The sequence below is a fragment of the Geomonas limicola genome, assembly GCF_014193675.1.
GTDB classification, from domain to species: Bacteria; Desulfobacterota; Desulfuromonadia; order Geobacterales; family Geobacteraceae; genus Geomonas; species Geomonas limicola.
In genome coordinates this window covers 53851-66703 of the sequence record NZ_BLXZ01000001.1, presented here as the reverse complement: position 1 = coordinate 66703, position 12853 = coordinate 53851, and the positions used below count along the sequence as shown (strand labels likewise).

At 63.0% G+C, this 12853-nt stretch carries 10 protein-coding genes; 4 read left to right on the top strand and 6 right to left on the bottom strand.

The window, feature by feature from the left end:
• Positions 1-92: 92 nt before the first annotated feature.
• Entirely contained in the window at positions 93-1721 is a 1629-nt protein-coding gene (locus H7688_RS00255) for a methyl-accepting chemotaxis protein (protein WP_281379372.1), read from the bottom strand.
• Positions 1722-2171: 450 nt separating this feature from the next.
• Between H7688_RS00255 and H7688_RS00250 the strand changes: the two genes are divergently transcribed.
• Positions 2172-2435, top strand: a complete 264-nt coding sequence (locus H7688_RS00250) for a hypothetical protein (protein WP_183359012.1) — start codon at positions 2172-2174, stop codon at positions 2433-2435.
• Here the strand turns inward: H7688_RS00250 and H7688_RS00245 are convergent.
• The 4 genes from H7688_RS00245 to H7688_RS00230 are packed head-to-tail and all read right to left on the bottom strand — an operon-like array spanning position 2432 to position 9735.
• Complete coding sequence (locus H7688_RS00245; protein ID WP_183359011.1) at positions 2432-4903, bottom strand: ATP-binding protein; 2472 nt, start codon at positions 4901-4903, stop codon at positions 2432-2434. The two genes, H7688_RS00250 and H7688_RS00245, sit on opposite strands and share 4 nt — an antisense overlap.
• Positions 4904-4940: 37 nt before the next feature.
• Positions 4941-5486 (bottom strand): TOL_0243 family YfiR-like periplasmic protein, encoded by a 546-nt coding sequence (locus H7688_RS00240; protein ID WP_183359010.1) that lies wholly within the window; start codon positions 5484-5486, stop codon positions 4941-4943.
• 33 nt (positions 5487-5519) lie between these two features.
• Complete coding sequence (locus H7688_RS00235) at positions 5520-7574, bottom strand: TonB-dependent receptor plug domain-containing protein (RefSeq protein WP_183359009.1); 2055 nt, start codon at positions 7572-7574, stop codon at positions 5520-5522.
• Between the two features lie 13 nt (positions 7575-7587).
• Positions 7588-9735: a two-component system response regulator gene (locus tag H7688_RS00230; RefSeq protein WP_183359008.1), complete on the bottom strand. Its 2148-nt coding sequence runs from the start codon at positions 9733-9735 to the stop codon at positions 7588-7590.
• Between the two features lie 427 nt (positions 9736-10162).
• Between H7688_RS00230 and H7688_RS00225 the strand changes: the two genes are divergently transcribed.
• The 3 genes from H7688_RS00225 (at position 10163) to H7688_RS22850 (ending at position 12453) form a co-directional block, all read left to right on the top strand.
• Positions 10163-10639: a hypothetical protein gene (locus H7688_RS00225; protein ID WP_183359007.1), complete on the top strand. Its 477-nt coding sequence runs from the start codon at positions 10163-10165 to the stop codon at positions 10637-10639.
• A 66-nt stretch (positions 10640-10705) separates the two neighbouring features.
• Positions 10706-11584, top strand: a complete 879-nt coding sequence (locus H7688_RS00220) for a GerMN domain-containing protein (RefSeq protein ID WP_183359006.1) — start codon at positions 10706-10708, stop codon at positions 11582-11584.
• 20 nt (positions 11585-11604) lie between these two features.
• The gene (locus tag H7688_RS22850; protein WP_371873151.1) at positions 11605-12453 is read left to right on the top strand and encodes a glycine/sarcosine/betaine reductase selenoprotein B family protein; all 849 of its coding nucleotides are present in this window, start codon (positions 11605-11607) and stop codon (positions 12451-12453) included.
• A 123-nt stretch (positions 12454-12576) separates the two neighbouring features.
• On the opposite strand, the gene H7688_RS00205 is transcribed toward H7688_RS22850, so the two are convergent.
• Complete coding sequence (locus H7688_RS00205; RefSeq protein WP_183359004.1) at positions 12577-12813, bottom strand: hypothetical protein; 237 nt, start codon at positions 12811-12813, stop codon at positions 12577-12579.
• Positions 12814-12853 lie beyond the last annotated feature (40 nt).

Genomic DNA, 12853 nt, shown 5'->3' with positions numbered 1-12853 from the left:
ACTGTCCCTCGCCAGCAGGGGAAGAGGGGAACCGGTTGAAGGCCTTGTTCGAGGTCCCCTGAAGACCCTTTTCGAGAGGGGAACTGCCGAGGCTAGAGTTTGAACTGCCGGATCAAATGCTGCAACTCGTCTGCCTTCTCCGAGAGACTGGTCGCTGCTGCCGAGGATTCCTGGGCACCGCGCGAAGTGTCCTGAACCACTTCGGTGATCTGGGTGATGTTACTGGTGATCTCGCTGGTGGTGGCGGTCTGCTCTTCCGCCGCGGTGGCGATCTGGCTCACCTGGGTACTGACGTTGTTCACCTGCTCCAGGATGGCTTGCAGCGCACTCTCCAGTTGGGTGGCCTCGGTCACCCCTTGTTCGGATCCCCGGACACTCGCTTCCATGGATACGATTGCCGAACCGGTTTCGTTCTGGATGGCGCGGATCATCTCGCCGATCTCCCTGGTGGCCCGGGTGGTGCGTTCGGCAAGGGCGCGTACCTCGTCGGCAACGACGGCAAAGCCGCGGCCCTGCTCGCCGGCCCGCGCCGCTTCGATGGCCGCGTTGAGGGCCAGCAGGTTGGTCTGGTCGGCGATGTCCTCGATGGTGGCGACGATCATGCCGATCTGGTCGGAACGCTCTCCCAGCGAGGCGATGTTCTTGGCGTTCTCCTTGGCCTCCTCGCCACGCTTGCGCATCCCCTCCACGGTCTTGGCGACGACGGTGAAGCCGTGCTCGGTGGTGCTGGCGGCCTGCTGCGCGCTGTCGGCAGCGAGGTGGCAGTTGTTGGCGATGTCGGAAGAGGTCGCGGCCATTTCCTCGCTCGCTACCGCCACGGTGCCGGCTTGAGCTGCGACCTGTTCCGTTCCAACCGATATCTGCTCGGCATTGGCTTTCAACTGTTGGGAGGCGGCGGCCAGCTTGAGGGAGGTGTCGGCCAGCCTGCCGATCAGGTCGCGCAGGTTCCGCGTCATTACTGAAAATGCCCCGCTCAGTTGACCAATTTCGTCGTGAGAGCGTTGCTCTATCTCGATATCGAGGTTGCCTGCAGCAATCTGCTCCGCTTTTTGCGCCAGGTCGTGTATCGGCGTACTCATGATGCGTGCGATGGTAAAGGCCTCGGCGAGGCCCACCAGGACGCTTGCCAGGAGGGCGACAATGATCAAGGTCCGGGAACTGGAACTGGTGGCCACGGTTGCCTTGGCTTCCTTGGTAGCCTCCTGTACCTGGGCTTCCATGGATCCCTGCAGCGCCTTGAGAGCGATGTTGAACTGTTTGCTCGAGGTGCCACGCACCAGTTCGCCCGCCTCGACGTCCTTGTTCTCCAGGGCAAGTGCCATGATCTTCTTGCTTTCGCCCAAAAACGGCTCCAACGCCGTGTTGAACTCGGAGAGGTTTTTCCTTTCTACGTCGGTGTTGACGAATTTTCCGTAGGCTTCGCGGAATTTGTTGATCTTTTCCACGGCCTCCTCGTTTCTTTTGACGTATTTCTCGACGTCTTCCTTCTTCTCCGAAACCACCGCGAGCAGTTCGCCTCGACGGTAGCTCCCAAATGCTTCACTCAGCGACGAGAGCACGACCATCGCTGGAATCTGGTGGCTGGCGACATCTTCGGACTGACTGGTGATCTTATTGAGTTCGACCACCATGAAGACGCCGAGCATAACGTTCAATGCCAACAAGAACATGAATGCGCAAACGAGCTTCGTTCCGATTTTAAGATCTTTAAACCATTGCATAGGTAACTCCTTTTCCCTAAGACGTGGTGCAGTGTCTGTATCTTTGCCTTAACATTAACTCCAGCAAACTGGATGGTGCGCGTATGGACGGATGGTTCGGAGGGTGTAGGAGTTTCTTCTATATATCGGAAGTTGGCAGCAATGGCTTTAGTTCAAAAAACTTAAAAAAAATAACAGTGACAAAAGAACTTGGCCGACCATAGGGGCTGGTAATTGAGTCAGAAGGAGGGGGGATGAATAATCACCAGTACAGTGGCGGGAGCAGAGCTGGAAGGTGTCAAAAGGTGAAGCCGAACTGACTGATAGGGTGCCCCGTGTGAGTTCCCGCTGATTAGATGAAGGGAGCCTGGTGGCGCTGAGAGTGCGTGGTATAGTTGACGCGGCATTTTGCGAGGCGTATGGTACAGCAAACGTTTCCCAGTCCGTCAGCAGCTTCAAGGGGGTAGGGGCATGAGATACCACTGGCTGGCTCAGCATCTGGTGCGCGAGCGTTTCCCGCACCTGGACTCTCAGCTTCGCAACCAGATCGTTTCCGAGGCGGTCTGCCGCGCCTGGTGCAGTTGCCTTACCCTCACCTATCAGCTGATGAATTCCTGTGTCCTTGCCGCGGCCGAGCGCAAGGGGCTCGCGCCGGCAACCTCCCGGGCACCTGCGTACCCGGTGCACCGAGCGACCGTGCTGCGCCTCCAGGACTACCGCCCGGCCAGCCGTTAGTTCCCCGATCCCACCTTTTCCTTGAGGATCCGCGCCGCCTCGGCGAATTCCTTGTCCATCCGCCGCATGAGTTCTCCCGCCGATTCGTTCCCCTGACCCTGGGCCGCAAGTTCCATCTGTTTGCACAGCTCGGTAAGGCGTACCGCACCCAAAAAGGCTGCGCTCGATTTGAAGGAGTGTGCCGCCGTGCGAATCTCGTCGCTGCGCCCCGAACGGACCCCGTTTCTGAGCCGTTCCAAAAGCTGGGAGTCGTCGTCGCAGAAGTGACGCACCATGGTTTCCAGAAGGTTGGGGCGTCCGGTGCGTTGCAGGAGCCGGATCCCGTCCAGGACGCTGTCGTCGATCACCTGGTTCGCATCCTGGGGCACCCGTGCCGGTTTCTCGTCCGCCGGTCTGCGCGGGGCCGCGGGTACCACCACCTCGGTGCGTGCGGCAAGTTCCGGCTCCCGAACCCAGCGTCCCAGAAGCTGGCGCAGATCGTCCTGGGTGAACGGCTTGGCCAGGTAGTCGTCCATCCCTGCCTCGAAACAGCGCTCGCGGTCCCCGACCAGGGCGTGCGCGGTGATCGCTACCACCGGGAGATGCTGGGCCGGCGAGCCGCTCAGAGCTGCGGCAGCGTTCTCCCCGGCCCTGATGCGCCGGGTCGCCTCGTAGCCGTCTATCTCCGGCATCTGGCAGTCCATCAGCACCAGGTCGTAGTTTCCCCTGGAAAGCAGCTCCAGTGCCTGGGCGCCGTTGTGCGCCAGGGTCGACTGGTAGCCCAGCCCCTCCAGCATGGCCAGCCCCACCTCCTGGTTCACCGGGTTGTCCTCGACCAAAAGGATGTGCGGGGCATCCTCCGCCACCTGGATCGCCTGGGGAGACAGGGCGGTCTGGCTCGCCTGGGTGCCGGTCAGGGTCGGGAGTTCGGCGTCGCGCGATCTGCGCAGCCTGACGGTGAACCAGAAGGTCGATCCCTTGCCGACCTCGCTCACCACACCTACCGTACCCCCCATCATCTCCACCAGCTGCTTCACGATGGTAAGACCCAGTCCGGTACCGCCGTAGCGGCGCGACATGGACTGGTCGGCCTGGGAGAACTGCTCGAAGATGCGCGCCTGCACCCCTTGCGGGATCCCGATGCCGGTATCGGTGACGCTGAAGCGTAACAGGAGGCTTTCCTGCTGCTCCTCTTCCAGCTCCACGCCGACCGTAACCTCCCCGGTCTCGGTAAACTTCATGGCGTTACTGACCAGGTTGAGCAGGACCTGGCGCAGCCGCCAGGGATCGCCGCCCGCCGCCTCGGGGACTTGCTGCGCCACCTGTGAGCTCAGGCCGAGTCCCTTGCGCTGGGCCGTCTCGGCTACCAGGCTCAGGACGTCGTCCAGGACCGAACGCGGGTTGAAACAGGTGTCCTCGAGGACCATCTTTCCCGACTCGATCTTGGAAAAGTCGAGGATGTCGTTGATGATCCCCAGGAGGGCGTCGGCGGAGCTCCGTACCGTCTCGGCGTAACGCTGCTGCTTGTTGCTCAGGTCGCTGCGCAGCAAGAGGTCGATCATCCCCAGGACCCCGTTCATCGGGGTGCGGATCTCGTGGCTCATGTTGGCCAGGAACTGGCTCTTGGCCCGGCTGGCCGCCTCGGCCGCCTCCTTGGCGGCGGTGAGCTCCTGGGTCCGCTGGGCCACCTTTTCCTCGAGTTCCTCGTGGTACTGCTGCAGCACCTGGTCCCTGCTCTCGATCTCGCCGAGCATCTCGTTGAAACCCTCGATCAGCCTTCCCAGTTCGTTGCGGCCGGGGGCCACGGCACGGATCGAGTAGTCCTTTTCGTGGGAAACCTGGCTCATCTTGCCAGACAGGTGCAGGATCGGGTCGGAGATGATGCGCTGCAGCTTGCTGGCGATCACGTAGGCGATGACCAGGGCGCAGGTGAGGATCAGGGCGATGGCACCGGTGAACCAGAAAAGGCGCGAGGTGATCTGCTCCAGGTCCGACTGCAGCACGATGGTCATCTCGGTCTGTTCGTCCACCCGGTACTTGGTCACCGTCTCCAGGTCGAAATCCCAGTCCCAGAACGAGCTGGCCTCTTCGGTCAGGTCCGCCAGCTGCTGCGGGTTCACCCGCAGCCCCCGCTCCGATTCGATCTCCTGGAGCTTCATCCTCGAGATGTCCAGCCCCTTGCGATGGTACACCGCAAAGAGGCGGTCCTGCCCCACGATGAGGTAGGCCGAGATGATATGCGGATTGCTGGCCAGGCCGTCCAGGGTGTCGCGTGCGGACTTGGGGTCGTTGAAGACCACCGCGGCGGCCGTATTGGAACCGATGATGTTGGCGAGGATGGTCTGGTTCTGCTTCAGGCCGCTTCGAAACGAGATGGCGTCGCTTATCAGGAAGGAGAGGGCGGTAACCGCCAGCACCAGGCCGCTGGTGAGCACCATGAGGTAGATCAGCTGACTCTTTATGGAAACATCGCGGATGCGTTCGATCATGAAACCACTCCGTAGGGGTACACCTGGTTGCCGTTACTTATTCCACGATTGAGAGGGCGAGTTTGAGCATCTGGGAACTAAGCCGCAGCCCGGCCCGTTCGGCCGCTCCCAGGTTTACCTCGAATTGCATCTTGTCGTTGCGGGTAACCAGCCCGATCATCCCGCCCAGGCTGCAGAAGTTTTTGATGTCGCTTACCGTGAGTACCCCGGTCGAGGGGACCCCGCGCAGGATCTCCTTGAGGCGGGTTCGTTCGCTCGGCTGGATGAAGATCACCTGGCACCCGGCACACTCCTCCACCCGGGTGATCTGGCGCACCACGACCCGGCGTCCCTTGACCTGCCGGCCGGAAAGCCCCTCGAGCCACTCGCTTCCCGCCCCCTTCCCCAAAAGGGCGATGGTGAGCGGGGTGGTGCCGGCTGGGAGCACGCTCGCCGGCCACTCCACGAACTTGACGAAGTTGTAGAGATAGGCCGCCTTCACCTGCTGCTCGGTCACCGGGCTCGAGTCCGCACTGAGCCGCTGCGCGGGGCAGACGACCAAGAGCGCGGCCAAGGCCAGGTATGTGGTGAGGGCTTTGAGCATCCGGTATCCCCGCACCGACGACGTGTGCCGGTGTTAAAACTGCCAGGTCAGCTTGCCGTACACCCCGCGGGGTACCCGGGTTGCCTGGGTGGCAAGCTCCTGGGAGTCGAACTCCTGGTGCTGGCGCTCGAGAAGGTTCTGCCCGATCAGGGCGACCTCGAAGCCGTTTACCGGCTTCCAGGCCAGGCGGCAGTCCAGGGTAAGGTACGCCGGAATCCCGACCGGTGCGCCGTTCGAAGTGTCGGTGAAGCTCAGGGACGTCAGGTAGCGCAGCCAGAGGTCGAGTTCGACCTCGCTGGTCAAGTCCTGCGAGGAACGCAGCGAGACCAGGTGCCGGGGCGACGAGCCGCGCAGGCTCCCCAACTGGGCCCCCTGGTCCGCGCCGGAACGCAGGTAACCGAGGTAGCTGTAGGCCCCGCGCAGGCGCCACCAGGGTACCATCCGGTAATCGACCGAGAGTTCCGCCCCGGCCGTCTCGGCGTGCCCGAAGTTCCCCAGGGTGAGCGGGAGGGCGACCTGGGGGCCGAACGGTGTGCCCTGTGGGACCTGGCCCGGCTGGAAGACGCTCAGCCTGCGGTAGCGGTTGTAAAAGAGGGCAAGGTCCGCGCTCAGTACCGGCGCCGGCTCGACCCGGTAGCCCAACTCGTAGGCGAGGAGCTCCTCCGCCTTGAGCTCGCTGTTCCCCTGCAGGTGGATGAGCAGTCCGGGAACGGGACCGGGCTGGTAGAGCGAGAGGGAGTCTTCGCCCCGCGAGGGGGTGCGCACCGCCCGTGACACGGCACCCCAGATGGTGTGCTGGCGGTTCGGGGTGTAAATCACCCGGGCGTTTGGTTGCACCTCCCAGCCGGTGTAGCTGTTGTGTTCCAGCTTGGTCCCCAGGATGAGGTGGGCCCGGTCCCGCCAGACGGTGATGTCGTCCTGCACGAAAAGGCTCGCCAGGTGGGTGTCCTCGCCGGTTGGGGAGAGGGTGAGCGCGGGGACCTGGTTGGCCAACTGGTCGTGCGAAAAGCGGAAACCGCCCCCCCAGACGAACTCCTGCGGCCCGAAACCCGCCAGGCGGTTCTGGAAATCGAGGTCGAAGGTGTCGCGCTCCTCCTTGATCACCCCCAGGTCGGTGTCGGTCCGGTCGTAGTAGAGCTGCAGTTCGAAGTCGGCCTGTTCGGAGAAGCTGTGCTTGAAGCGCGATAAGAGGTTGAGACCCAACACCGGCGTGGTGTGCAACAGCGTGTCCAGCCCGGGGACCATGCGCACGTAGCTGTCGTGCAGTCGTTCGTTGTAGATGTCACCCTGGACGGTGAAGCTGTTTTGCTGGTTCGGCTCGCTGTCCAGGCGGAAACCGCCGCGGATCGCGCTCATGCCGTTGTTCGCGTCGTGCCCGGTGAGATCGTCCTGAGCCGCGCGGCTTAGGTACTTGGCGTAGACGCGCAGGGCGCTCTGTGCGGAGAGCTGGCTGCCGTAGCGCAGTTCGGCAAAACCGCGCTCGCTGCTACCGGCCCCGGCGCTCACCAGGGTACCGGTGCTGTCCCAGGCCGGACGGGTGATGATGTTGATCACCCCGTTTACCGCGTTGGCCCCCCACAGGGCGGCTCCCGGGCCGCGGATCACCTCGATCCGCTCGATGTCCTCGAGCACGGTATCCTGGCGGTCCCAGAATACCCCGGAGAAGAGCGGGGTGTAGACGGTGCGACCGTCGAAGAGCACCAGCATCTTGCTGGCGAACCGGCCGTTGCTGCCGCGGCTGGAGACGGCCCACTTGTTGGCGTCGATGCGCGCCACGTCGAGGCCGGGGACCATGCGCAGCGCGTCGGCGATGTTGGTGACCCCGGAGCGCCGGATGTCCTCCTGGGTGATCACGAAGACCGCCGCGGCGGCGTCGGAGAGGCGCTGCGACTTGCGCGCCACCGAGGTAACCGTGAGGTTCATCAGGTCTTCGAGCCCAAGGTCCAGGTACTCCTGGTCGCTGGCAGCCGGGCTAGCCGGCTCGGCATGCAGCGCTGGCGGTTCGACGCACCCGCAGGCTAAGACCAGCAGGGTTGCGGCCGCAAGCCAGCGGGGTGCCAGCGCAAGCCGGAAAGGGGGGGAATTCATCGCTCGTACCTCGTCAGGTGGCAATGTCAGGGGGCACCATCGGGCCCCGGGCAAGCAGTTCCGCTACCTCCAGGGGGGTAAGCGGCCTGCTGAACAGAAAACCTTGCAACAATCCGCACCCCAGCTCCCGCAGAAAGGCGAGCTGTTCGGCGGTCTCGATCCCGACCGCAACCACCGCCATCCTCATGTTGCCGGCAAGCCCCACCAGGGCCCGGACGATCGCCGCAGAGTCCTGGTCTCCGGGGAGGTCGGTGATGAAGGAGCGGTCGATCTTCAGGGTATCCAGGTGGAAACGGCGCAGGGCGCTCAGCGACGAGTGGCTGGTGCCGAAATCGTCGATGGCGAGGGTGAGCCCGAGCTCCTTGAGTCGCTTCAGGCTCTCCAGGGGGGCCGAGCTGTTGCGCATCAGGACCCCTTCGGTAAGCTCCAGCTCCAGGGAGTGGGCCGCCACCCCGGTTTCCTCCAGCAGGGCCGCCACCCGGTCCGCCAGGTTCTGGTGCACCAGCGCCTGCCCGGAGAGGTTCACCGCGATGCGTAGTTCGCCATGGCCTGCCTCCTGCCAGCGCTTCAACTGGTTCAAGGCCTGGCGCAGCACCCAGGCGTCGATCGCCTTGATGACCCCGGTCTCCTCGGCCAGCGGGATGAAGGTGGCGGGGGGAACATCGCCCAGCTCCTGGTTGTGCCAGCGTAACAAGGCCTCCAGGCGGTTGATCTTCCCGGTAGCCAGGTCGACGATGGGCTGGTAGGCCAGGGTGAACTCGTCACGCTCCAGGGCCCGGCGCAACTGGGTCTCCAGCATCAGGTGCAGGCAGGCGCTCTGGGTCATGGCGTGGGTGTAGAACTGGAAGGTGTTTTTGCCCCGCTCCTTGGCGTAGTACATGGCGGTATCGGCGTTCTTGATCAGCGTGACGATGTCCTCCCCGTCATCAGGGTAGATGCTGATGCCGATACTCACGGTGAGGGAGACCTCCTGCCCTTCCAGGACAAACGGCTTGCGCACCGCCTCCAGGATGCGGCGCGCCACCAGGGCGGCTTCCTGGGCCTGGTCCAGGTCGTCGAGGATCACGGTGAACTCGTCACCGCCCAGGCGGGCCAGCGCGTGGCTTGCGTCCGAGAGGTTCGCGCGGGCCACCAGGTCACTGCTGCGCAAGGTGGCGCTGAGCCGGGCGGCGAACTCCTGCAGGAGCTGGTCGCCGACCGCATGCCCCAGGGTGTCGTTGATCCACTTGAACCGGTCCAGGTCCAGGAACATGGTGGCTACCCGGCACTGGCGGCGCTCGGCCCGCACCAGTGCCCTTTCCAGGTTCTCCTTGAAGAACACCCGGTTGGGAAGGCCGGTGAGGCTGTCGTAGAAGGCCAGCCTCCGGATACGCTCCTCGTCGTTGCGGCGTTCGGTGATGTCCTGCACCGTTCCCGAGAGCTGGCAGGGGCGCCCGCTCTTGTCGTAGCGCACCTCGGCCTCGGTATGGACGTAGCGCTCCTCCCCGTTGGGCAGGAGGATCTGGTGGTCGATGCTGTAGGGCTTGCGGTAGGTGATGGCGGTTTCCAGGGCCGCGTTCACCACCTCCTTGTCGAGCGGGTGCACCGAGTTGAGAAAGGCGTGATAGGTTCCGTCGAAACCGACCGGGTCGATGTGGAAGATGCGGTACACCGCCTCGGACCACTCGAGCTTGTCGGTCGTGATGTCCCACTCCCAGCTCCCCAGGCCGGCAATCTTCTGGGCGTAGTTCAGGCTGCGCTGGCTGCGGTCCAGGCTCTGGAACATCAGGCTGTTGCGCAGCAGGTAGCGGACCCGGTAGGCGAGAATCGGCCAGTTGAACGGCTTGGTGATGAAGTCGGTGGCACCGGCCTGGTAGGCATGGTGGATCGAGGAAACGTCATCGAGGCCCGTCATCATGAGGATCGGGATGTTTTTCGCGCCGGGGAGCGCACGGATCTCCTGGCAGATGCTGAAGCCGTCCAGTTGGGGGAGGAAGACGTCCAGGATGATGAGGTCCGGTTCGAGTTCCTCGCACTGCAGCAGTACCCCGACCCCGTCGCAGTTGTCGAACACGATGCAGCCGGCCTGCTCCAGGGTCTCCCTGGCAAGCAAACGGACGGCGAAATCGTCGTCGACGATGAGGACAGTTCCTAGGACATCATCTTCACTCGTGCGGATCATAGTATCAACACGCCCAGGGGACCACGCAGTCGTTAGTGATGCAGGCCCAATGTAATATTTATAAGAATGGTCGTCCAGTCATTTTTGCTGTCGATGAACCTTGGAAACCGCAGGTTGTAGTATCAACCGCAGTTCAGACGCTGACATATCTTTTCGGAAACGATTGCCATTCCCTTTAGTTTTCATTGCTCTGTGCAGCAAAGGCTTTTTGAGAGCACCGGGCGGGGCGGCTCATCCAGTGCGCCCTGCCGTAGAATCCAAAAATGAGAGGAATATGCCACGCCCGTTGTCGGATATTCCACAGTCAGGACCCCGGCTGACGCGCCAACCCCCGGTTTTTGCGTGCCGGAGAGTTGGCACACTAGCTGCTAATCCCTGATCACGTTCATCAGTTCGGCACATCGCCAGGTAAAGGAGCAGCAATCCCATGAAAAAGACCATCGCACTCGTCGCAGCAGCTTTCGCCCTCAGCGCAGTTCAGGTATCCTATGCCATGGAGCACGGCATGGACCACGGCTCCATGAAGATGGAGCACGGCGACCACAAAGGCGCCGCGGCCCATGAGGAAGTCGTGGAGGGGGTAAAGGCGACCTTCCGCGTCATGAGCATGAAAGAGCACATGAAAGCCATGAAGATGGAGATGCCGGCGGGGATGAAGGAGACCCACCACATCGCCGTCGAGTTCAAGGATGCCAAGACCGGCAAGGCGCTCACCGAGGGTGAGGTGAAGCTGAAACTGCAGGGTCCCGACAAGTCCGAGCAGACCAAGGACCTCATGGGGATGCAGGGGCACTTCGGCGCCGACTTCGACCTCTCCAAGCCGGGCAAGTACGGCGTGATGTGCAAGTTCAAGCTTGCCGACGGCAAGGTGCGTAACGTCAAGTTCTGGCACACCGTCAAGTAACAGCACCTGAAAAAGAAAAGCACCGGGGGAGCCGGAAAACTCCCCCGGGTGCGTTAGGAGCGCCCGATGCGATTCCAGGTCATCGTTGTGATCGCCCTGCTGGCGCTGTCCGGTCTTCCGGGCTGCCGCCGTTCCGAGCCTCCCCCCGCCGCCAAACCCGCCCGCGTCTCAGCCACCGGCGCTTTCGAGCGTGCCTTCGGCCCTGCACCGACCACCGACAAGGGGACCTGCTTCGCCTTCATCATCTACTTTCCCAGCGTGAAAAACCCCGGGAAAATGACCCCCTTCCCCTTTTTCAGCTTCGACGAGGCCTCCCTTAAGAAGGTTGCCCTGCAGCGGATGATCGGCGGCATAGACGAGGCGAGCTATCGCGGCGAGTTCCTGCACCTTTTCCCTTCCGGTAGTCGCCTTTTGTCGCTGAGCGAGGAGAAGGGGGTGGTCACGGTGAACTTCAGCAAGGAGGTGGGACAACTGGCGCTCGACCCGACGCGGAGCGAACTTTTGCAGTCGAGCGTGGCGCTTACCCTGGGGCAGTTTCCCGGGGTGTCACGCGTACGGATCCTGAGCGAGGGGAAGGACCTCCTGCCGGAACTGGCACTGAAGGACCAGCCAACGACCCCGGTGGCCGAGCCGGGGGCGCCGCGTCTGTTAGGTGTGGTCGCCATGAAAGAGTCGGCCAAGGAACCGATAAAGGAGGTCGACGCGCTCTTCGACCGTCCGGTGGAGATCAAGGAGTTCCAGTTTAGTTCCGATGATGGTAAGGTTATCGCCGGGGATGTCTTTCACACCATGTTCGACATGGCCGCGGTTTTAAAACCGAAGGATCCCGAGGCGTTGAAAAACCTGACCAGCTTAAGGGTGCGCTACCGCGTGGTGGACAAACTCGGGCGCCCGGCAAGCGGCGAGGGTAGTGTCGCCCTCACGGTCAGGCTGCACCAGGACTGACTGCAACCAAAGGAGTTCCCGTGGCATCACGACTGAAAAACCAGCTGTTGGCCCGTGTCTTCACCGCCTTTCCCTCACTTGCCGCGCGCTGGGGCAAGACCCTGGTTCAGCACGCCGGGGAGATCCCCTGGGTCGAACCGCTCTTGCCGCTTGCCAAGGCGCGCATCGCGCTGGTGACCACCGGCGGGGTGCACCTGGCAAGCCAGGCCCCCTTCGACATGAGCGATTCGGACGGCGACCCGAGCCTCAGGGAGGTGCCGGTCGATACCCCGCGGGAGGAGTTGTGCATCACCCACGACTACTACGACCACCGCGACGCGGAGAGCGACCTGAACCTGGTCTTTCCGGTGGAGCGTCTGAAGGAGTTGGTTGAGCGGGGAGCCATCGGGAGTCTGTATCCGGTGGGCGCTTCGATCATGGGGCACATCGACGGACCGCATCTGGCGACCCTGCAGGAACAGACCGCTCCGCTCATCGCCCGCAAACTGGTCGCCGCGGGGGTCAACTACGCCTTACTGGTGCCTGCCTGAGGCTCCTGCAACCGGTCCGTGGGACTGGTAGCCAGGGCCATCGAGGCCGCCGGCATTCCGACCACCGCACTCTCCATCGTGCGCGAGGTTACCGAGAAGACGCCGCCACCGCGCGCTCTCTACATGCGCTTTCCCTTCGGCCATGCGCTGGGCGAAGTGGGGGCGCGCAACCAGCAGTTCGACATCCTCTGGCGTGCCTTCGAACTTCTCTTCGAGGCCGATACGCCCGGCACCATCAGGGACTCCGGCCTGCGCTGGAAGCGCGAGAACTATCCCGATCCAGACTGGGAGCGTTTCCGGCGCCTGGGACCGGTCGCGCGCCCCTCGCACCCAAGGTGATTTTGACGCTCCACTGCCGTTGCCAAGGCGCGAGGCCGGCCTGGTTGCGGACAGGTATGTTTTCCGGGGCTGGCTAAACGGGTAGGGGGGCGCGACGCGGACTGCGGGGGAAAGCGGATCTTGTCATCCCTGCCGGGTCGAGTGCCACTTTTGCAGCGCCTGGTGATAATCATCCTGCATTTCGTCCTGTAACAGGGAACGCCCGTCAGCCGGAAGCCGTGTTTCCTGTTTTTCCGGCACCCTCAGCGCCGCCTGGGCCCGCTCCTCCGAAGCCTTGGCGGCACCGCACAGGTAACTGAGCAGGGACTGGATCCGGTCCAGCTTGGTCAGTAATTCCTTCTTGAACGTCTCGTCATCCATGAGTCCACCCCTTGTGTGGTGTTGGCAGTTTCTCCGAGAT